We start from the raw sequence: 19264 nt of genomic DNA, 5'->3' as shown, positions 1-19264 counted from the left end.
GATTATCAGGATAGATTATCAGCCACGATTATCGGACGAAGCGGACCACGCGGAATGCGTACCGTGTTCGCCCCGTTGGGATTTCGGCGAACTGCAGAAGGGCGGGGCCGCTCATGGACCTCACCGGCCCGGACAGTGAACGACGCGGCCCGCACACCGGCGCCGCCGACGACTGGGGCTCGCATCTGCGCAGCTATCGCCGCACCCAATTAGGGGTGAGCCGTGGCGATTTCGCCGAGTTGATCAACGAACAGGCCCGCCGCCAGCGCATCAATGTCTCCTGCTCGGAACGGCACGTCGCACGCTGGGAGCTCGGCGAGGTGCGCAAGCCGAGCAAGACCTACCGCCGGCTTCTCGTCAGCATCGGGGCGCCCGATCCCGACGCCGATATCGCTGCCGGGGCGGCGATCTCGAATGTCATGCCCGATGTCATCCCCGACACCGGGTACACATCGGCAATCGCCCACCGTTCCGACAGCCGCGGTGTCACCCTGCTCGAGGCCCTCGCCGCCGCCATCGTCGGTTCTCCGGACATCCTCGCGAGCTGGCTGCCCTACCCCGAGCCGGACGCACCGCGCCGCGGGACCCGCCCCGATCTGGACTTCGTGCGCAACGCCACGGTCAGAATGCGTGAGATCGATCAGCACCACGGCGGTTTCGCCGTCGCGCACGCTGCCGCCGAACTGCTCAGATCATCGACGGCCACGCTGGGACACGACCGCGGCCAGCACGAAGACCAGATGCTCATCGCCTGCGCCGATCTCGCGCGGCTGGCCGGCTGGGCCTACCACGACGTCGGCGACCAGCAACGCGCGCGCCGATACGCCACCATGGCACTGGTTTTCGCCCGTCGCGCCGGCGCCGACAGCCTGGTCTCCGCCAGCATGTATGTACTGGGCAGGATCAGTCTGATCGAACGTGATCCGCGCACGGCACTGCGGATGTTCCAACTCGGGCAACTCCCCGCCCAGGACTCGGCCAGCGGCGGCGAATCCGCGCGCCTGTATGCCAATGAGGCCTGGGCACACGCCATGATGGGCAACGCCGGCCGGATGGAGTCGGCGCTCGCGCGCGCCGAGGAGGAAATCTCCCGCGTCGGCGAACGGATCGATCCCTGGACCCGGGTCTTCTTCACCCCCGGTGAATTCACCGGCATCCAGTCGGTGATCTACCACGAGTACGCACTGACAGCGCCCGGACCGGCCGCCGAACGCTACACCACCGCGGCGGTCGAGCGGGCCCGCGCCTCGGTGTCCGCCTCCGAACCGGGCCGCCCCGCACGCAGTGTGCTGTTCGACAACATCACCATCGCCACCGCGGCCTTCCGGCTCGGGCAAATCGATGACGCGGTGTCCTTCGCCGGCGCCGCACTGGAATTGAGCAGCCACGTCGTCAGTGCGCGCGCCGACGGCCGACTACGCGCGATGATGCACACCGCGACACTGTCCTCACCCCGCTCGGATGTGCGCGACCTCTGCCACGCCATCGGGCAGGCCCTCGACGCCGGGGCGCATCCGACGCGTTCGGCGATCCGCTACGAACTCGCGACCGCATGAAAGACCACCCTGACATCGCACGGTCGCGATTCGTGACCCGATGTCAGGTTCGAGCGCCGATTCGGGCCGCAACTGCCATGCCCGATGTCATTGCCGCAGCGCGTGTTCAACGATTGACTCACCACGAAGCCGGATGATCCAGAGGTGTCTCACCACCGCAGATCCCACCGGCTCCCGCAGATATCGACGTTCGACCGAACCGGCCAGGGGCTCTTTCGCATGTGGTTGCCGCACAATCTCCCGCTCTCGACGAAGACCGGACGCCCGGCCACCGCACGCCGCCCCGATATCGCCCCGGACAGCCCGCTATGAGGGCACCGATGCGCACCGCCTGCACCCCTCTCACCACCATGGACGACACCCGCGACGGTATGCACACCTACGGCACCGAAGGCCTCCTCGAAGCGCGCCAACTCATGCTGGCCATAGCCGGAAACCTTTCCGGCCGTTCCCCCCTCATCGAATGGGCCCGCGAGCTCGCCGACCTGCACGCCACCCTCATCACCGCCTCGGTCTCGATAACCCGCCGCCCCGCCGACTTCGACGACACCACCACCCGGGCCCGGATCCGCACCGTGATCGCCCTCATAGACGAATGGTCGGCCCGCCACCTCCCCCACCCCACCACCGGCCGCCGCCACACCCACTCCCTGGGCGAAGTCATCAGCCACGTGGCCGACACCTACGCCCAGGTCCAGCGCACCCTCCGCCACACCACCGCCGCCGAACACCAGCACGACGCCGCCCTCCGCTTCGCCCAGGTCCAAGAGGGCTACGCCGACCTCATCGAGGATATCCGCGCCCTCCGAGTCCGCCTCCCCCTCGGCCGCCACTCCACCCGCCCCGCAATGTAACCGGACGCTGCGCTCGCAACGACTGTTCTCGCAACGACTATGGCGCTACCGCGGTCAGCAAGGCGCGTGCCGCCTCGACGCACGGGCGGAGCCGTTCGGCAGGCTCGACGCCGGCCAGCGCCGATGATCGCTGCGGGACTTCGAGCCCGATCACCACGTCAGCGGGCAGCGCGGCGAGAATATCGCCCAGCGGCAGTTCGCCTTCGCCGGGAATCATGCGTTCGTACATGGCTTCCTCGGCGTAGTTGCCGGACCGCGGTTCCAGTGTGGTGTCGCTGATTTGGGCATAACCGATGAGGCGAGGGTCCACGGCGGCGAGGTCCGCGGCGCCGGAACCCGACCGCACCAGGTGCATGGTGTCGATCAGCAACCGGAAGTCCGGTCTGCCAACGTATTTCACGGCGGCCAGCGCGGTGGACAGGTCGCCGACCGTCAGCCCGGGCACCGGTTCGACCACCGACCCGAGACCGCGCTGCGCCGCCAGTTCCGCCAGCGCGGCGAACTGGTCGAAGGTGTGATCGCGATCCGGATCGAGGCTGACCACATTGACGCACGGCACACCGAGCTCGGCCAGCATGTCCAGATCGCCCCGGAAAGAACGCATATCGGCGCCCGGCAACACCAGAAACCCGTCGCCCAGCGAGATACTGACCCCACGGTGTTCCATTGCGGCCACCAGGTCACGTCTCAGTGCAACATCGTCCTGCAGCGAAAACGCCGGATACCCGAGTGGAACCCACCCCAGATTCTGCAGCAAAACCGTGATGTAGCGGCACCCGAGATCCGCGGCGAGATCAACGAATCCCACCGGCGGCAATCCGAACACGCTGAGAGCCTCGATACCGAGCCGATCCATACCCTGCGACCATCCTTTCCCGAACATGTCGACGGTATCGGCATAATCGAACACCACATCCGGAATCGAGTGAGGCGCCCATGAAGATCGAGCAGGTTTCCGACTCCGTCTACGCGGTGGCCGGCACAAACGTCAACTGGGCCTTGGTCAGTGACGGCTCCGGCGTCACCGTCATCGACGCCGGCTACCCCTCCGACACCGCCGACGTGCTCGCCTCGGTGCAGCAGATCGGCCACCAGCCGGCCGACATCGCCGCCGTACTCATCACCCATGCACACCTCGACCACATCGGCGCGATACCCACGCTGGTCGACCGCGTGGGCATGCCCGTCTACACCGGCGCCGAGGAAGTCCGGCACGCCAAACGCGAATACCTGCAACAGATCACCCCCGCCGGCATGATCAAGCAACTCACCACCCCGCGCGGCCGCCGCTGGGTCACCCATACCCTGCGCGCAATCTACGGCCACATTCAGATGACCGTCCCCACAGCCACTACCGGCGAACCGTCCGCCCTGGCCGCCCTCCCCGGCGCGCTCATCGCGATCCCGACGCCCGGCCACACCACCGGCCACACCGCTTACCTCATGCCCTCGGAAGGCGTCCTCTTCTCCGGCGACGCCCTGGTCACCGCTCACCCCCTGCTGCGTGACTCCGGCCCTCAACTGCTCCCCCCGGTCTTCAACCACGACGAAGCCCTGACCCTCACCACCGCAACACAACTGGTGACCCAGCCCGCACGCACCCTCGTCCCCGGACACGGCCGCCCCATTCCCTTCGACGCCGACCGGATCACCGCCGCGCTGGCGGGCCGGCCGTAGCATCAGTTGTCGATGCCGAGCAGTGCCTGCGCGTTGGCGTCGAGAATCAGTTTCGCGGCGGCGGGGTCGATGGATGGATCGTTGATGTACTCGATCGCGCGCACGAAGATGTCGCCGGCTTCGTAGGGGAAATCGGTTCCGAGCAACAGGCGCTCGGCCCCGAGCGAGTCGATGGCGGCGCGCAGCGCGGGCACGTGACCGTGCCCCACGGTGTCGTACCACATCCGGCGAGCGGCAATACTGGGCAACTCGACAGTTTCCGGCGCGGCCCAGCGATATTGGTTGTCGAGTCGTTGCATCAGCATCGGCAGTGCGCCGCCGAGATGCGAGTTGATGATCTTGACGTTCGGGTAGCGGGTCGGGATGCCATTGGTGATCAGCTGCACCACCGAGATCGTGTCCTCGACCGGGGCGCCGACCATCCAGGTCTGGTGGTGGTCCGCGATCAACGGAGTGCAGGCACTGTTGCCCGCCGGGTGCAGGTAGAGAACGGCGCCGCGTCGATCCAGTTCGGCGAAGATCGGCGCGAACTCCGGTTCCACCAGGACCCGATCGAGGACGGTGGTATTCAGCACGACGCCGGCCATGCCCAATTCGTCCAGGGCCCGGCCCATTTCGACGATCGACTCCTCGACATGGGGCATCGGCAAGGCGGCGAAGGCGCGGAAGCGATCCGGCCGGGCGGCCGCCACCGCGGCGTATTGGTCGTTGACGAACCGTGCCGTCGGTACCGCCTTCTCAGGTTCGGCGAAGTGTGGCAAAAGCGGTGCGGCAGACAGGATTTGCATGTCCACGCCCGCGCGGTCCATCAGTCGTAGCCGGGCATCCAGCTCGGCGCCGCCACCGGCGCCCTGCCCGCGTTGCGCGTCCGTATCGGTTCTGCCGAGGTCGACCAGCAGGTCGAGGTAATCGTCGGTCCAGTAGTGCGCGTGTACGTCGATTCTCATGTCCATACCCCTTCGCAGCGGATGCAATAGCTAGCTCAGTATTAGATAGCATGCTAGCTATTGCAAGTGTTAGTATCTTCACGTGGCAAAGGAATCAGCGGACACCCTGGAGAACGAGACCGGTCCGGAGGGCTTCGACCAGTTCGTTCGCGCCTCGCACGAGCTTTTCGTCGCGATGCGCCGCAATCGCGGACGCCTGGCCCAGGACCGAAGCGGCCTCACCCCCGCCCAGCTCGGCCTATTGGATGCCGTCGCCGATCGCGGTCCGATGCCGGTCGGCCGAATCGCCACCTACGCGGGTGTGGCCGGCCCGACCGCCACCCGAATGCTCAAGCAACTCGAAAGCGACGGGGTGGTAACCCGGGAACGTTCCACCGAGGACGAGCGGCGAGTCGACGTCGCGCTCACCGACCACGGCCGGGAACTCGTCGACCGCCAGCGCCGGAGTCTCCGCGAAGCTCAACGCCGCCATTACGCAGCATTGAGCCCGCGGCAACGAGCGGAATTCGTCGATGTCCTGCAGCAGATGGCCGCCTGGCTCGAGCAGGGCGTGCCCGACGACCTGGAATAAGCGACCGAGCGAGACACATTCAGCCGCAGGGGTTTTCGATTCCGCCGCTAGATGATGTTGGCGGCGATCAGGAGGTTCCAGATCTCGCCCTGGTCGACGACCTCGACGCCGAGTTTCTCCGCCTTGGTCAGCTTGCTGTCACCGACGCCCGCACCGGTGATGAGCAGGTCGGTGTTCGCCGAGACGGAGGAGGCCGCCGTCGCACCCGCCTTCTCGCAGAGGCGCTGGAACGTTGGGCGAGCGACCTTTTCGCCGGAACGGGGGTCACTGATCGCGCCGGTGATCACCACCGTTTTACCTTCCAGTGGCGCGCCGGCCGCGATCACCGGGGGAAGGTCTTCCTCGCGCACATCGAGGGAAACACCGTTCTCGCGCAACCGCTCCAGCTCCGGACGCAGGCGGGTGAGATGTGCGACCAAGGAGGCGGCGACCTTCGGGCCGATATCCTCCACTGCCACAAGGCGTTCCTCACCCGCGTCGGCGACCTCCTCCAGGGAGCCGAATCCGGCGCGGGCCAGGCGTGCGGCCGTGCCGTCGGAAGCCATGGGGATCGCGAGGCCGATCAGGGCGCGGCGCAGGCCGACCCGGCGGCTGGCATCGATCGAGTCGATCATGCGCGCGGCCGAGACCTCACCCATACGGTCGAACTCGAGCAGGCGCTCCTTGGTCAGCGTGTAGAAGTCCGAAGGGTTCTCCAGAATCCCTGCCTCGGCGAGACGTTCGATCCACACCTGCCCGATGGCGTCGATATCCGCCGCCGCGCGCGAGGCCCAATGGATCAGCCGGCGCACCGTCTGTGCGGGGCAGGAAACATTGGTGCAGAACAGCTCTCGGCTATTGCCCTGCTCGATCACCGGCTGCTCGCACGAGGGGCAGACGGTGGGCGACACGATGTCCTGCTCCGCGCCCGTGCGCTTGGAGGCATCGAGCACGCCCGCCACGAACGGGATCACATCGCCCGCGCGGCGCACCAGCACGGTGTCGCCCACCTTGATGTCGCGGGCGCGGATCACTTCCTGGTTGGCCAGCGTCGCCTTGGTGACGGTCGTGCCGCCTACGAACACCGGCTCCAGCCAGGCGACCGGCACGATCTTGCCGGTCTTGCCGACATCCCAGATCACCTCACGCAGCAGCGTGGTCTTCTCCTCGGCGGCGAACTTGAACGCCAGCGCCCCACGCGGGGAGTTGGACCGAGTCCCGGCCGCCGCGTACGCATCTCGATCCGCCAGGCGAAGCACCGCGCCATCGAGGTCGTAGTCGAGCTCATTGCGCCCTTGCTCGATCGCGGTGATCGCCGCCTGCGCCTGCTCGGCATCGGCGCAGTGCGCCATCTGCGCACCCGCGATCCCCAGCGCCTGCAGCCCGTCCTCGAGGTCGGCCACGGCGTCGCCATCGGAGATATCCAGGTCGAAGCCGAAGAACTGCAAACGCCGCTCCGCCACAGTCGCCGGATCCTTCGCCCGCAGCGTGCCGGCCGCAGCGTTGCGCGGATTGATCAGCGGCTTGTCCGGATGCGCCGCGTTGTAGGCGCCGAAGGTCGACCGCAACATCACCGCCTCGCCCCGCACCTCCACCCGCCCCGGCATATCGATCCGCGCCGGAACACCATCGACCAGCGCCCGAACCAGCTCGGTCACATCATCCCCGGTAGTCCCGTCCCCTCGGGTCACCGCCCGCACCAGCCGCCCCTCCTCGAACACCAGCGCCAGCGACAACCCATCCAACTTCGGCATCACCACCACCGACTGCCCCGGGAACCGCTCGAAAAACGCCGCTACCTGCTCATGCTTCGTCGCCTTCTCCAGCGACAACATCGGCCGCGAATGCCGAATCGGCGCATGCAGCACATTGGGCGCGCCCACCTGCTCCAACGGATTCGGCTCGGGCGCCAGCTCCGGATGCGCCTCGATCAACCCCCGCAACTCATCCTCGACCGCGTCATACTCAGCGTCCGCCACCAGCGGCGACCCCTGATAGTAGGCATCCCGCAGCGCCACGATGCGGTCGGCGAGTTCTCGGATACGTTCCCCTGTTTCCACAGCACAAGACGCTACCGAAACCCACCGACACCGCGACCTACGGGCACTGCGTGCCCACCCATGGGAATCCTGCCGGTGACGACCCAGCACCGACCTATCGGATTCATTGCACGGTGATCAACTTCCGGGCGCTGTACCGAAACGAGGCGATGGCCACGTCTGCTGTCATGCGCCCGGACGACACCTCGGCACCCGCCGCATGACCGAGCGCCATAACGGCCGTCAACAGCCATTCTGGTGCACATCGGGCATCGAATTCGCCGGCCGCCTGGCCGCGGCGGATCAGCCGGCCGAGCGGACCCAGTACCGGAGCATGTGCATCGTGCTCGTCGACGGGATCGGCCGGAGGCAAGTGCAGCAGCATCGGATAGCGCTGCATGATGCGCCAGCAGAGTTCGAGGAACCGTTGCAGGGCTTCGGTTGCCGAGCCCTCGTCGAGCCGAGCCGCATCGATGTCGGCGACTACGTCGGTCGTGATACGAGCGACGGCAGCCTGGATCAGTGCGTCTCTGGATGAAAAGTGGGCGTACACCGTTTGCCGGCTCACACCCCCGACATCGTCTGGCTCAGCGACGGCCACCCGATGGACCGGAACCGATTGGTGGCACACGCGAAACCGAGCCGCAAGAACGTCACCCACTGTCAGATCGACGTCACGAACGCCATCACCTCGGGCGAGCACGTCGCAGCCCGCTACACGGTCACCGCCACGATGCGCACCGGCTCCACGATCGTCACCGAGGTCTACATGTTCGGCGACCTCGCCCCCGACGGCCGCCTGCGCCGGGTCGACGCCATCACCCGCGACCTATCATCCGCGAAAGATGCTGCATCATAGAATGTTTCCAGCCCGCGCTGGCAGCGGCTGCCAGCGCGGTATCAGCAGTGTCGGGAAACGTGAATGACCATGACAGGACCAGAGCGACAGACGGATCCACCGATGACACCGATCCTGTTCCTCAGCGGCGCAGGACTTCCGGCCTGGATCTGGGACGAAGTACGAGCCTGCTTGCCGGTCGAGTCGGTCGTGGCGGCCTACCCGAAGCGGGTCGACGCGACCCTGCGCGACTACGTCGACACCGCTCTGACGCAGGCACCGGATGGCGTGTTCACAATCGTGGCTCACTCGATCGGCGGTGTCGTGGCCAGTGAGATCGCAGCGACCGCGCCCGAACGCATCGACCGACTACTCGGCATCGCAGCGTCCTTTCCCGCCGCCGGAACCTCATTCCTGGCGGCATTGCCTGCGCCGCAGCGTATTTTCACCGGGCTCATCATGCGGCTTGCCGGAACACGGCCGCCGGAGAAGGCGATCCGCTCAGTATTGTGCGCCGGCCTCGAAGAGGATGACATCGCGCGTGTCGTAGCAGATTTCGAGCCGGAATCGCAGCGCCTCTACCGGGATAGGGTGTCACCACGAACGTTTCCGACGCGCACCGGATATGTCGAGACAACCGCCGACCCACAGCTCCCCGCAATGCTGCAGCGCAAGAGTACAGCCGAGCTCGGCACCGGCTTCTACCGTGAGATGCCGACCGGGCATTTGCCGATGCTGCAGGCACCCGCTTCCCTGACGGCACTTGTGGAGGAGTTCATTGCCCTGCCGCCTGCGGCGTTAGGGAGTTCGGCGCGCTGAGATCGCCGGGCGGGCGCGGGCGAAGCGGCGCATGATCGGTACGTCGATCCATTGGTAGAGGATCGCGCCGAGTGCGGTGGAGATCAGTAGGCAGAGCAGGGCGAAGCCGGCCCAGCCGAGGATGCCGAATTCCTTTCCGCCGATGAGGTATCGGGTCACGAGCGTCATGACGGGGAATTGGATCAGGTAGAAGGCGAAGGAGATATTGCCCAGCCAGATCATGCGCGGATGTGCGTTGAGCCCGCGGATTCCTTGCAGATCGCGGGCCGCCATGGTGGCTACCACCGCTGTCATGGGGACGAGCAGCAGGACCGACATCTTGTAGTTCACCGGGACCACCCAGGTCGCCGCGTAGGTGAGGGCCAGCGACAGCAGCGGGAGGGTGAGACTCGTATTGCGCCAGCGGCCCTCGAGGACCATGCGGGCGGCCAGGACGCCGAGGAAGAATTCCGGCAGTCGCGAGGGCGGGAAGTTGTAGCTGAGCCAATAGGAGGGCGATACCGGGATATTCGGTTGCGCGAACCAGGCCGGTGAGGAGTGCAGCTCGAAATACGGCGAGGTATTACCCGGGACCAGCCGGGGCGCAAAGGTATTCGCAATACCCTTCGGGCCGTCCACCCACAGGAAATACGCGGTATGCATCGCGACGATGCCCAGGAACAGCAGCCCCATCGTGAGCAGCAACCGGTTCGGCGGAATCCGCCGGATCACGGGCAGCAGCAGCGGAAAGCTCAGGTAGAAAAGCATTTCCGAGGCCAGTGACCAAGACGGGACGTTCAGCCCGCCGACGGTGGTCCATTTCGGCACCCAGGTGTGTATCAGCAGCAGATTCGGCAGCCACACCACCAGGCGGTGCAGCGGCACGCTCGCCACCACGATGAAGGCCGCGGCCGCCAGCAGGTGGGTGGGATAGATCTTCAGCACGCGCCGGCGGTAGAAGGCACGCAGCGTCGTCCCCGGCCGGAACGACCAGTAGATGATGAAGCCGGACAGCACGAAGAAGAACGTGACGCCCAAGGCGCCCAATTGCATCGGCACCCATTCATGGATGTGCCGGAACAGCTCCGATTTCTGGAACGGGTACACCGGCAGAAACACCAACGCGTGCAAGACGAATACCGCGAAGGCCGCCCACCAGCGCGCCCCGGTCAGCGACGGCAGCGCGGGCCGCTCCCGCAAGGCCCTGTCCGCGGAAAATGCTTCCGGCGCATGGAGATCGGGCGGCGGTGCGGCGGTATCCGCGCGCACGTCGGGGCGCACTTCGGGCGGGCGGGTCATCGCACGTACCTTTCGTAGAGCGCATCGGCGACCACCGCATCACCGGTGGGTGACGGATGGAACGGCAGCCCGCCGATATCGGTGCCGGGATCGAAAACCCCGTTGACCCATGGCTGCGGCGAGCACAACCCGTGCCCCGCCGTGAGCGCACGCGCATCGAGGAAGTCCACATTCAACAGCTGCGCGGCCTCCCGCTGTGCCTGGTCGATGTGGTTGAAGTAATCGACGACAGTGCGCCCACGCGGCTGAGTGAACGGCACGACGCCGAAGAAGTCGAGGCACACGCTGTCCTGGTCCGCCGGAACCACTTCCGGATAGCCCACGAGAACGATGTGCGCATTCGGCGCGTAATACCGGATGTAGGTCACCACATTGCGTATCCGGTCGGCATACGCCGCACCGGAAACCGCACGCGCATCCGGCATGCGCCCGGCACCGACCGCGTCGGTCCCGCACCCATCGGCCAGATCGAAGACGCATTGCTGCATTGCGTCCCAGAGACTTCGGGTATTACTCCCCCAATGGTCGTTCAGACCGAACTGCAAGGTCACCAATTGCGTCCGCGGCCCGAAGGCGCCCGCCTGGTCCGCGTCCTTCGCTTCGAAGCCCAGCGTGTATCCCGGACCGCTGTCGATCGACGCGCCCGGGCAGGACGGGTTCGCCACCTGATCGGTGCCCTCGATGCCCATCCGCGCACTCAACTGTGCGGGCCAAGCCGTCGCGCCCCGCGCGCACTTCTGGTCCGCGGGCATCAGGTCCAGGGCGTTCGCGGTGAACGAATCACCCAGGACCACAAGCCTTTTCCCCTCGGGAGCGGACTCCGCGTTCGCTCCCGCCGCCACGGTGGTGGCGGCCGCGACGGCCGCCACCGCAGCGCACAACCACCGTCCGCTGTTACCCGACACCCGAATTCCCCGGCTTCCTCAGTAACCGGCGTGCGGTTCGAACCCGGGCACGTCCAGGGTCGGCGGCGCCTGTTTGGTCTGCGGTGCGGGTTTGGGGGCGACCGGCTGTTCGGCCGGCGCTTCCACGGTCGCGGGGGCCGGTTGCGGTTGCACCACAGGCGCTTGCGGAGCCTCCGGTGCGGGGGCCGGCGTACTGGGGACGAGCGCTGCCGCGCTGGTCACCGGGGGCGGCGGCGTGGTGGTCGCGGGAGCTGCGACGGTGGTGGTCGGTGTGGTACTCGGCGACCCGCCGGTCGCCTTATCGCTCCCGCACGCTGTCGCCGCCGCGATCAGCAGGACGCCTCCGGCCACGGCTGCCGTGGTACGCAGGACGGACACCCCAGGGGTGCGAAACTTCATTGAATCCTCGAATCATGAACTGAAGTGTGAATCTTTCACTTCGGCGGGAGTGTACAACCACCACCCCGCGCAAAGTGTCACTTTCCGTAGCGGTCGTAGATCGCATCCGCGACGACCGCATCCCCCTTGCTGGAGGGATGGAAGAACAAGCCGTCGATATCGGTCCGCGGATCGGCCACCCCGTTCAGCCACGGTTCGGCCGAGCAGAGTCCGTGTCCGGTGGTGAGCGCGCGGGCGTCCAGGAAATCCAGGTTCAGCAGCTGGGCCGCTTCCCGCTGCGCCTGCTCGATCCGATCGAAGTACTCGACCACCGCACTACCGCGCGGCTGCACGAAGGGTGCGACGCCGAAGAAGTTCAGGCATACGACATCCGTTCCGGACGGAAACAATTCGGGATATCCGACCAGCACGATGTGCGCGTTCGGCGCGTAATACCGAATGTAGGTCACCGCATTGCGCATGCGGTCGGCGAACAGCGCGCCGGACACCCCGTTGTAATCGGTCATGCGTCCTTGCGCGACCGAATCCGGCCCGCACCCGTCGATGAGGTCGAACACGCAGCCCGGCAACGAATTCCACAGCGTCTGCTTCGATTGCCCCCAGTGGTCGTTGAGCCCGAACTGCAAGGTCACCAGCTTGGTATTCGGCCCGAACGCACCCGCCTTATCGGCTTTCTGGGTCTCCTGAGCCAGGGTCCACCCCGGCCCACTGTCGATCGACGCCCCCGGACACGATGGATCGACCATCTCATCGGTCCCGTACACACCCATCAATCCACCCAGCTGCGCCGGCCAGGCCGTCTTCCCGTGGCGCAGGCAGCTGTTGCTCGGATCCATCAGGTCCCACGCGTTCGCCGAGAACGAATCACCCAGTACTACAAGCTCTTTCCCGCCGGAAGCACTGTCGGCTCCCGCCACGGACGCTCCGGTCGCCGAGACCGAGAGGGCGACCACGGTAGCGCACAACCACCGTCCGCCGTTGCCGAACACAGACTTCATCGAGACCTTCTGATCAGTATCTGAAGTGTTGACTTTCCACTTCAGCGGGGAGTGTACAAACCACTCCCCCTGATCCCGCCCGGAATCGGAAAACTAGGCCTCCGACGGCGGCTCCGGGTGTTTCGCGCCGACTATCCGGAGAGCCAGATCGACGTAGTAGTCGCCGAGGTCTTCCGGGGACCAGGCGCCGTCGTCGCGATACCAGCGGGCGATGTCGATGCCCAGGGACAAGAGCGCGACGGCGGCCATGTGCGGGTTGGGGTTGTCGAAAGCGCCGGTGGCCACGCCGTGTTCGATGAGGGTGCGGACCTCGGCGTCGATGGTGTGGCGGAGATCTTTGATCGCGCGCTGGTGTTCGGGGCTCAACGCGGACAGTTCGTAGTTGATGACGCGGGCGACGGTATGGGCGCGGGCGTGATGGATGGCGAAGTCCCGCATCAGCGCGACGAGCTGCTCGGCGGGCTCGCCCGAGGAGGTGATCGCCGCGCGGATGAGTTCCAGGGTGTTCTCGTGGCCGGTGCGTGAAATCTGGTAGAGGAGTTCCTCTTTCGAGCGGTGGTGCACGTAGATCGCGGCGGTGCTGAGCCCGGCAATCGAGGTGACGTCACGCGTGGTGGAGCCGTGGAAGCCGCGCTCGGCGAACGCGGTCACGGCCGCGTCGAGCAGCCGTGCCCTGGTCTCGTCCGCTCGTGAGCGGTCCTCTGGTTCGGTCACCGGGTCAGTCTCCCATCCGCTCGGGCCGGGCCTCAGACCGCCAGCACGAGCTTGCCGGTATTGGCGCCGCTGAACAGCATGTTCAGGGTCTCGCCGAAGCGGGCCAAGCCACCTTCGACTACGTGCTCGCGGCTCTGCAGACGACCCTCCGCCAGCCATTGCGCCAGCTGCGCTCCGGCTTCCGGATAGCGGTCGGCGTAGTCGAAGACCACGAACCCGATCATGGAGGCGCGGAAGACCAGCAGCGACATGTAGCGCGACGGTCCGGGCGGCGGCTTCTCCTCGTTGTAGGCCGAGATCGCGCCGCACAGCACGACGCGCGCGCCGCGACGGAGATTGGCCAGTGCGGCGTCGAGGATCTCACCGCCCACATTGTCGAAGTAGAGGTCGATGCCCTTCGGGGCGGCCTCGCGCAGCTGCCGCAGCACATTGCCCTCGCGGTAGTCGATGGCCACGTCGAAACCCAGCTCCTCGGTGAGCATCCGGCACTTCTCCGCGCCGCCCGCGATGCCGATCACGGTGGCGCCCTTGGCTTTCGCGATCTGCCCGGCCACGCTGCCGACCGCGCCCGCGGCCGCGGACACCACGACGGTGTCCCCCGCTTGCAGCTTCCCGACTTCCAGGAGCCCGAAATACGCTGTCATACCGGGCATTCCGAGCGCGCCCAGCCAGGTCGGTCCGGGTGCGACGTTCAGGTCCACCTTCTGCACGCCGCGGCCATCGCTGATCGCGTATTCGGTGACGCCGAAGGTGCCGCTCACCGAGTCACCGACCGCGAAGTCCGGATGCGTGGACTCGACGACCGTGGCGATATCCAGCGACCGCATCACCTCCCCGATCCCGACCGGCGGCAGGTACGAGCGCACATCGTTGAGCCAGCCGCGCATGGCCGGATCGAGGGAGATGAACGCGATCTTCACCAGGATCTCGCCCGGTTCCAGGTCGCGCAGTTCCGTGGTGGTGAGCGTCCAGGTACTTTCGGTGGGCAGACCGGTGGGCCGCTCCGCCAGGAGTATCTGCTGGGTCTTCGTCATAGGGGACTCCTTCTCGGCAGGTCGAATTCAGTTGTCCGGTAGGGCTTTCCGGCCCCAGGACGGATCACGGCGGCGCAGTTCACGTTGCGCGATGGTGCGCTTGTGCACCTCGTCCGGGCCGTCGGCCAGCCGCAGCGTGCGCACGTGCGCGTACATGCTGGCCAGGGGGAAGTCGTCCGAGACTCCGCCGCCGCCGTGCACCTGGATGGCCCGGTCGATCACCTTCAGCGCCACCTGTGGCGCGGCGACCTTGATGGCGGCGATCTCCGTGCGCGCGTTCTTGTTTCCGACGGTGTCCATCAGGTAGGCGGCCTTGAGCGTCAGCAGCCGTGCCATCTCGATATCGATGCGCGATTCCGCGATCCAGTCCTGGATATTGGCGCGGTTGGCCACCGGTTCACCGAAGGTGGTGCGCGACTGGGCGCGATCGATCATCAGGTCCAGGGCCCGCTCGGCCATGCCGATGGCGCGCATACAGTGATGGATGCGCCCGGGGCCCAGCCGGGCCTGGCTGATCATGAACCCGTCACCCTCGCCGGCCAGCAGCGCGGTCCGCGGCACCCGGACGTTCTCGAAGACGACCTCCGCGTGGCCTTCCCGATCCTGATAGCCGAAGACGGGCAGGCCGCGCACGACGGTGACGCCGGGGGTGTCGAGCGGGACCACCATCATGCTCTGCTGCCGATGCACGGGCGCGTCGAGATCGGTCTTACCCATCACGATCAGCACCTTGCAGTTCCGATGCAGGGCATTGGACGTCCACCATTTGCGCCCGTTGAGCACGTAGTCGTCACCGTCGCGATCCATGCGCAGCTGGATATTGGTGGCATCGGAGCTGGCGACGGCGGGTTCGGTCATGGCGAAGGCGGAGCGGATATCACCGGCGAGCAAGGGCGCCAGCCACTCCCGCTTGTGCTCGTCGGTGCCGAAGAGCGTCAGCACCTCCATGTTCCCGGTGTCGGGCGCACTGCAATTGGTGGCTTCCGGCGCGAGATGCGCGCTGCGGCCCATGATTTCGGCCAGCGGCGCGTACTCGGAATTGGTCAGGCCCGGACCCCATTCCGGGTGCGGGTGGAAAAGATTCCACAGTCCGCGTTTGCGTGCCTCGGTCTTGAGTTCCTCGATGATCGGCGGCTGGAAGTGCGGGTCACCGGCTTCCGCCATCTGCGCTTCGTAGACGGATTCGGCCGGGTAGATGTGCTCGTCCATGAAGGCGAGCAGATCGTCCCGATAGCGCTGGGCCTTCTCCGAGAGCTCGAACATCTCTACTCCTGTTCGTGGTTTCGTGGTGCGGCACATGCGATATCAGTCGCGGCCGAGGGGCAGGTCGACGAGCTCGGCCAGTACGGATCGGTGATAGGCGGGACTGCCCAGCCCGATCTGGTCGGCCTTGGCCCGCTTCAGGTACAGGTGCACCGGATATTCCCAGGTCATACCGATTCCGCCGTGCAGCTGCACGGCCTCCTCGGCGGCATGCACCGCGATCTCGCCGCAGTACGCCGCGGCGACGGCGGTGGCGACGGCGGCGTCCGGATCCTCCGTGGCGAGGGCGCCAGCGGCGTATCGGGCTGTCGCACGGGCCGATTCGAGCTCCACATACAGGTCCGCGAGGCGGTGCTTGAGCGCCTGGAATCCGCCGACCACGCGCCCGAACTGCCGCCGCACCTTCAGGTACTCCACGGTCGTGTCCAGACACCAACCGGCGACGCCGGCCTGCTCGGAGGCCAGCAGCGCCGCACCGGTCGCCAAACCCGTACGCAGCGCGGGCAATCCGGCCCCGGCCGCCACGACGACCCTGCCGGGCACCGAGTCGACGGTGATATCGGCGAGGGGCCGCGTCATATCGAGGGAGACCACCGGCTCGACCGTCACGAGCGAAGTCTCGAGGGCATGCACCTCGGTCCCCGTCGGCGTCTGGACCGCCGCGAGCAGCACATTCGCATCCAGAGCACCGGCGACGCTGGTGATCCGACCCGACAGCCGCCCATCGCCATCCTTGACCAGAGCAGGAATCTGATCGACGGTCGCCGCCGAGAACGGAGCGAGCAGGGCCACCGTGGTTTCACCCGTAGCGAGTTCTCCGACCAGTTCGGAGTCACCCGCGAGCAGTACGGTCGCGGCGATCACACTGCTGGTCAAGAACGGCACCGGCGCGACGTAGCGCCCCAGCTCCTCCAGCACCACCGCTGCGTCACGTGCGGAACCGCCTGCACCACCTCGGTTTTCGGGGATCAAAAGTCCGGCCAGTCCGAGCTCGGTACTGATCGGTTTCCAGAGCGCCCGGGTCAGCGACCGGTCCCCCGCGTAAGCCGCGAGCACCGAAGCCGGATCGCAGCGCTCTGCCAGCAGGCTGCGTACCGCCGCGCGCAGCGCCGTCTCGACATCGGTGTCGAGCAGCAGGATGTCCTCGCTCATCGGATGAGGTCCTTCCAGGCGATGTCCTTGTCGGCGCGCGCTTCCGGTGGCAGGCCCAGCACCCGTTCGCTGACGATATTGCGCATGATCTCGGACGTGCCGCCCTCGATCGAATTGCCTTTGGCGCGCAGATAGCGATACCCGGCGTCGCGTCCGGCGAAGTCGACGCGGTCGGGCCGCACCATGGTCCAGTCGTCGTAGCGCAGGCCGTCCTCGCCGAGCAGTTCGAGTTCGAATCCGCTGAGCTGCTGGTTGATTCGCGCGAACGGCAGCTTCAGGGCGGAGGTCTCCGGTCCCGGTGCTCCGGCCGCGACGCGCTGCCGTAGCCGGGTGCCGGCCAGTCGTGCGGCCTCGGCCTCCACCCACAGTCGCAGCAGCCGGTCGTGCAGTTCGGGGGTGTGCTTGTCGGCATTGTTGCGCCAGGTACGGGTGACCGCGCCCAGTATCCCGCTCTCGCGAGGCATCGGCCGTCCGCCGATGGCGACGCGCTCGTTATTGAGGGTCGTGTTCGCCACCCGCCAGCCCTCGCCTTCCTGGCCGAGCCGGTTGGCATCGGGGATGCGCACATCGGTGAGGAAGACTTCGTTGAATTCGGCCTCGCCGGTGATCTGGCGCAGCGGCCGGACATCCACTCCCGGATCGGTCATATCGCAGATGAAGTACGTCAGGCCCGCGTGCTTCGGCCGGTCGGGATCGGTGCGCGCGACCAGGATGGCCCGCTGCGCCTTATGCGCGACCGAAGTCCAGACCTTCTGCCCGTTGACGATCCAGTCGTCGCCGTCGCGCACCGCGCGTGTGCTGACCGCGGCCAGATCGGATCCGGCGCCGGGCTCACTGAACAGCTGGCACCAGATCTCCTCTCCCGCCCACAGCGGCCGCAGGTAGCGCCGCCGCTGTTCCGGTGTGCCACAGGCGAGAATGGTCGGCGCGGCCATACCGAGCCCGATGCCGTTGGTCTCGGCATTGTTGCCGGGCGCTCCGGCCTGCTCGAAGAGAGCGTCGACGAAGGGTTGCAGTTCCCGGTCGGCGCCCAGCCCGCCGAGCCCCTCCGGGTAGTACACCCATGCGAGACCGGCGTCGAAGCGGGCGCGGTGGAAGGTGATCGGATCGGTGGTGGCCGGGTCGTGTGCGGTGAGCAGGGCGGTTACGCGGCGGCGCAGATCCTCGCGCACCGCTTCGGAATTGGTCATCGATCGTTCTCCTGCAGAGCGGCGATTCCGGCGCGCAGGAGTGGATCCACCATGTCCCCCACGCCGTCGAAACCGGAACCCACGGTCTGGCCGTGGATGAATCGGTAATAGATGCCCTCGGCGATCACCGCGAGCTTGAACGAGGCCAGCGCGACATAGAACCCGATATGGGTCAGGTCGCGCCCGGCCAGGCGCGCGTACCGGTCGAGCATCTCGGTTTCGGGCAAGAAGCCCGGCGCCGCGGCGACATCGGTGACGCCGGGTATGTGGCGTTGCCCCATGCGCTGGTAGACGAGCAGCAGGCCGATATCGGTGAGCGGGTCACCCAGGGTGGCCATCTCCCAATCCAGCACGGCCGCAACCCGATCCCGGTCGTCGATCAGGACATTGTCGAGGCGGTAGTCGCCGTGCACGATCCGGGCGGCCGATTCCGGCGGTTGCCGTTCCGCGAGCAGCTCGTGCAGTTCGACGGCCGATGGCAGCTCGCGGGAGTACGAGGCGTCGAGTTGCTTCTTCCAACGCCGCACCTGACGTTCCAGGAACCCCTCGGGCCGCCCGAAGTCCCCGAGCCCGACCGCGGCCGGGTCGACGGTGTGCAGGGCGGCGAGGGTATCGATCAAACCGGTCGACACCGTTGTCGTCCGGTCCGCTCCCAGCTTCTCCAGCTGGGCAGCCGTGCGGTAGGGCGTCCCCACCACGAGTTCCATCAAATAGAAAGGCGCGCCGATGATTTCGATATCTTCGCACAACGCGTAGGTATCGGGCACCGGCACGTCGGTCCCGGCGAGGGCGCTGATCACCCGGTGTTCCCGGGCCATATCGTGTGCGGTCGCCAGCACGTGCCCGAGCGGCGGCCGGCGCAGCACGAATGCCGTTGCGCCATCGCTGATCTCATAGGTCAGATTGGATTTGCCACCGGCGATGAGGCGCCCGCGCAGTGGCCCCTTCGCCAGATCCGGCCGTTCCACGGCCAGCCAGTCGGTGAGCTTGTCCAGATCCAGGCCCGGCAGCTCGCTCGCCGTGTGTGAACCGCTCATCTGGTCCTTCCCGA

20 protein-coding genes are annotated in these 19264 nt (G+C 66.8%); 6 read left to right on the top strand and 14 right to left on the bottom strand.

The annotated features are described in order from the left end of the window. The first annotated feature begins 113 nt into the window (after positions 1-113). Positions 114-1556, top strand: a complete 1443-nt coding sequence (locus ACIP5Y_RS18315; protein WP_400351419.1) for a hypothetical protein — start codon at positions 114-116, stop codon at positions 1554-1556. Between the two features lie 320 nt (positions 1557-1876). Beyond that, complete coding sequence (locus ACIP5Y_RS18310; protein ID WP_400351418.1) at positions 1877-2410, top strand: hypothetical protein; 534 nt, start codon at positions 1877-1879, stop codon at positions 2408-2410. A 37-nt stretch (positions 2411-2447) separates the two neighbouring features. Here the strand turns inward: ACIP5Y_RS18310 and ACIP5Y_RS18305 are convergent, their stop codons facing one another. Next, positions 2448-3266: a sugar phosphate isomerase/epimerase family protein gene (locus tag ACIP5Y_RS18305; protein ID WP_400353795.1), complete on the bottom strand. Its 819-nt coding sequence runs from the start codon at positions 3264-3266 to the stop codon at positions 2448-2450. An 80-nt stretch (positions 3267-3346) separates the two neighbouring features. Here ACIP5Y_RS18305 and ACIP5Y_RS18300 point away from each other — a divergent pair, with 80 nt between their 5' ends. Next, on the top strand, positions 3347-4087 hold the full coding sequence (locus ACIP5Y_RS18300) for an MBL fold metallo-hydrolase (protein ID WP_400351417.1): 741 nt from the start codon (positions 3347-3349) through the stop codon (positions 4085-4087). Between the two features lie 2 nt (positions 4088-4089). Here the strand turns inward: ACIP5Y_RS18300 and ACIP5Y_RS18295 are convergent, their stop codons facing one another. Further along, positions 4090-5034, bottom strand: coding sequence for an amidohydrolase family protein (locus ACIP5Y_RS18295; protein ID WP_400351415.1), 945 nt, complete (start codon positions 5032-5034; stop codon positions 4090-4092). Positions 5035-5116: 82 nt separating this feature from the next. Here ACIP5Y_RS18295 and ACIP5Y_RS18290 point away from each other — a divergent pair, with 82 nt between their 5' ends. Beyond that, positions 5117-5605, top strand: a complete 489-nt coding sequence (locus tag ACIP5Y_RS18290; RefSeq protein ID WP_400351414.1) for a MarR family winged helix-turn-helix transcriptional regulator — start codon at positions 5117-5119, stop codon at positions 5603-5605. A gap of 47 nt (positions 5606-5652) precedes the next feature. Here the strand turns inward: ACIP5Y_RS18290 and ligA are convergent, their stop codons facing one another. Together ligA and ACIP5Y_RS18280 are read right to left on the bottom strand one after the other, a co-directional pair. Continuing rightward, positions 5653-7644 (bottom strand): NAD-dependent DNA ligase LigA, encoded by a 1992-nt coding sequence (ligA, locus tag ACIP5Y_RS18285; RefSeq protein WP_400351412.1) that lies wholly within the window; start codon positions 7642-7644, stop codon positions 5653-5655. Positions 7645-7747: 103 nt separating this feature from the next. Beyond that, positions 7748-8224, bottom strand: coding sequence for a TetR/AcrR family transcriptional regulator (locus tag ACIP5Y_RS18280; protein WP_400351410.1), 477 nt, complete (start codon positions 8222-8224; stop codon positions 7748-7750). 21 nt (positions 8225-8245) lie between these two features. Here ACIP5Y_RS18280 and ACIP5Y_RS18275 point away from each other — a divergent pair, with 21 nt between their 5' ends. Together ACIP5Y_RS18275 and ACIP5Y_RS18270 are read left to right on the top strand one after the other, a co-directional pair. Then, a complete protein-coding gene (locus tag ACIP5Y_RS18275) occupies positions 8246-8482 on the top strand; it encodes a hypothetical protein (protein ID WP_400351409.1) in 237 nt (78 codons plus the stop codon). Between the two features lie 102 nt (positions 8483-8584). Continuing rightward, positions 8585-9280 carry an alpha/beta fold hydrolase gene (locus ACIP5Y_RS18270; RefSeq protein WP_400351407.1) on the top strand — a complete coding sequence of 232 codons (696 nt, stop codon included), beginning with the start codon at positions 8585-8587 and terminating at the stop codon, positions 9278-9280. Here the strand turns inward: ACIP5Y_RS18270 and ACIP5Y_RS18265 are convergent. The 10 genes from ACIP5Y_RS18265 to ACIP5Y_RS18220 form a co-directional block, all read right to left on the bottom strand. Beyond that, complete coding sequence (locus tag ACIP5Y_RS18265; protein WP_400351406.1) at positions 9260-10558, bottom strand: acyltransferase family protein; 1299 nt, start codon at positions 10556-10558, stop codon at positions 9260-9262. The genes ACIP5Y_RS18270 and ACIP5Y_RS18265 overlap by 21 nt on opposite strands. Beyond that, complete coding sequence (locus ACIP5Y_RS18260) at positions 10555-11463, bottom strand: SGNH/GDSL hydrolase family protein (protein ID WP_400351405.1); 909 nt, start codon at positions 11461-11463, stop codon at positions 10555-10557. The genes ACIP5Y_RS18265 and ACIP5Y_RS18260 overlap by 4 nt, the downstream gene beginning before the upstream one ends. A gap of 18 nt (positions 11464-11481) precedes the next feature. Continuing rightward, positions 11482-11862, bottom strand: coding sequence for a hypothetical protein (locus ACIP5Y_RS18255; protein ID WP_400351404.1), 381 nt, complete (start codon positions 11860-11862; stop codon positions 11482-11484). A 77-nt stretch (positions 11863-11939) separates the two neighbouring features. Then, on the bottom strand, positions 11940-12860 hold the full coding sequence (locus ACIP5Y_RS18250; RefSeq protein ID WP_400351402.1) for an SGNH/GDSL hydrolase family protein: 921 nt from the start codon (positions 12858-12860) through the stop codon (positions 11940-11942). Positions 12861-12953: 93 nt separating this feature from the next. After that, a complete protein-coding gene (locus tag ACIP5Y_RS18245; RefSeq protein ID WP_400351401.1) occupies positions 12954-13574 on the bottom strand; it encodes a TetR family transcriptional regulator in 621 nt (206 codons plus the stop codon). A 32-nt stretch (positions 13575-13606) separates the two neighbouring features. Further along, positions 13607-14608, bottom strand: a complete 1002-nt coding sequence (locus ACIP5Y_RS18240) for an NADP-dependent oxidoreductase (RefSeq protein WP_400351400.1) — start codon at positions 14606-14608, stop codon at positions 13607-13609. Positions 14609-14635: 27 nt separating this feature from the next. After that, positions 14636-15871: an acyl-CoA dehydrogenase family protein gene (locus ACIP5Y_RS18235; RefSeq protein WP_400351399.1), complete on the bottom strand. Its 1236-nt coding sequence runs from the start codon at positions 15869-15871 to the stop codon at positions 14636-14638. Positions 15872-15913: 42 nt separating this feature from the next. Then, positions 15914-17023: an acyl-CoA dehydrogenase family protein gene (locus ACIP5Y_RS18230; RefSeq protein ID WP_400351398.1), complete on the bottom strand. Its 1110-nt coding sequence runs from the start codon at positions 17021-17023 to the stop codon at positions 15914-15916. After that, positions 17020-18213: an acyl-CoA dehydrogenase family protein gene (locus ACIP5Y_RS18225; protein WP_400351397.1), complete on the bottom strand. Its 1194-nt coding sequence runs from the start codon at positions 18211-18213 to the stop codon at positions 17020-17022. Before ACIP5Y_RS18225 ends, ACIP5Y_RS18230 begins: the two co-directional genes overlap by 4 nt. After that, positions 18210-19250, bottom strand: a complete 1041-nt coding sequence (locus tag ACIP5Y_RS18220) for a phosphotransferase family protein (RefSeq protein WP_400351396.1) — start codon at positions 19248-19250, stop codon at positions 18210-18212. The genes ACIP5Y_RS18225 and ACIP5Y_RS18220 overlap by 4 nt, the downstream gene beginning before the upstream one ends. Between the last annotated feature and the right edge of the window lie 14 nt (positions 19251-19264).

Origin of the sequence: Nocardia sp. NPDC088792 (assembly GCF_044750615.1) — a bacterium.
Taxonomy (GTDB): domain Bacteria; phylum Actinomycetota; class Actinomycetes; order Mycobacteriales; family Mycobacteriaceae; genus Nocardia.
This window is presented reverse-complemented; position numbering and strand designations above follow the sequence as displayed.

What these genes read in the sequence shown, in the direction of transcription:
- ACIP5Y_RS18315 (WP_400351419.1), top strand. Translation starts at nt 114, where the DNA reads ATGGACCTCACCGGCCCGGACAGTGAACGACGCGGCCCGCACACCGGC.
- ACIP5Y_RS18310 (WP_400351418.1), top strand. Translation starts at nt 1,877, where the DNA reads ATGCGCACCGCCTGCACCCCTCTCACCACCATGGACGACACCCGCGAC.
- ACIP5Y_RS18305 (WP_400353795.1), bottom strand. Translation starts at nt 3,266, where the DNA reads ATGGATCGGCTCGGTATCGAGGCTCTCAGCGTGTTCGGATTGCCGCCG.
- ACIP5Y_RS18300 (WP_400351417.1), top strand. Translation starts at nt 3,347, where the DNA reads ATGAAGATCGAGCAGGTTTCCGACTCCGTCTACGCGGTGGCCGGCACA.
- ACIP5Y_RS18295 (WP_400351415.1), bottom strand. Translation starts at nt 5,034, where the DNA reads ATGAGAATCGACGTACACGCGCACTACTGGACCGACGATTACCTCGAC.
- ACIP5Y_RS18270 (WP_400351407.1), top strand. Translation starts at nt 8,585, where the DNA reads ATGACACCGATCCTGTTCCTCAGCGGCGCAGGACTTCCGGCCTGGATC.
- ACIP5Y_RS18265 (WP_400351406.1), bottom strand. Translation starts at nt 10,558, where the DNA reads ATGACCCGCCCGCCCGAAGTGCGCCCCGACGTGCGCGCGGATACCGCC.
- ACIP5Y_RS18255 (WP_400351404.1), bottom strand. Translation starts at nt 11,862, where the DNA reads ATGAAGTTTCGCACCCCTGGGGTGTCCGTCCTGCGTACCACGGCAGCC.
- ACIP5Y_RS18250 (WP_400351402.1), bottom strand. Translation starts at nt 12,860, where the DNA reads ATGAAGTCTGTGTTCGGCAACGGCGGACGGTGGTTGTGCGCTACCGTG.
- ACIP5Y_RS18240 (WP_400351400.1), bottom strand. Translation starts at nt 14,608, where the DNA reads ATGACGAAGACCCAGCAGATACTCCTGGCGGAGCGGCCCACCGGTCTG.
- ACIP5Y_RS18235 (WP_400351399.1), bottom strand. Translation starts at nt 15,871, where the DNA reads ATGTTCGAGCTCTCGGAGAAGGCCCAGCGCTATCGGGACGATCTGCTC.
- ACIP5Y_RS18230 (WP_400351398.1), bottom strand. Translation starts at nt 17,023, where the DNA reads ATGAGCGAGGACATCCTGCTGCTCGACACCGATGTCGAGACGGCGCTG.
- ACIP5Y_RS18225 (WP_400351397.1), bottom strand. Translation starts at nt 18,213, where the DNA reads ATGACCAATTCCGAAGCGGTGCGCGAGGATCTGCGCCGCCGCGTAACC.
- ACIP5Y_RS18220 (WP_400351396.1), bottom strand. Translation starts at nt 19,250, where the DNA reads ATGAGCGGTTCACACACGGCGAGCGAGCTGCCGGGCCTGGATCTGGAC.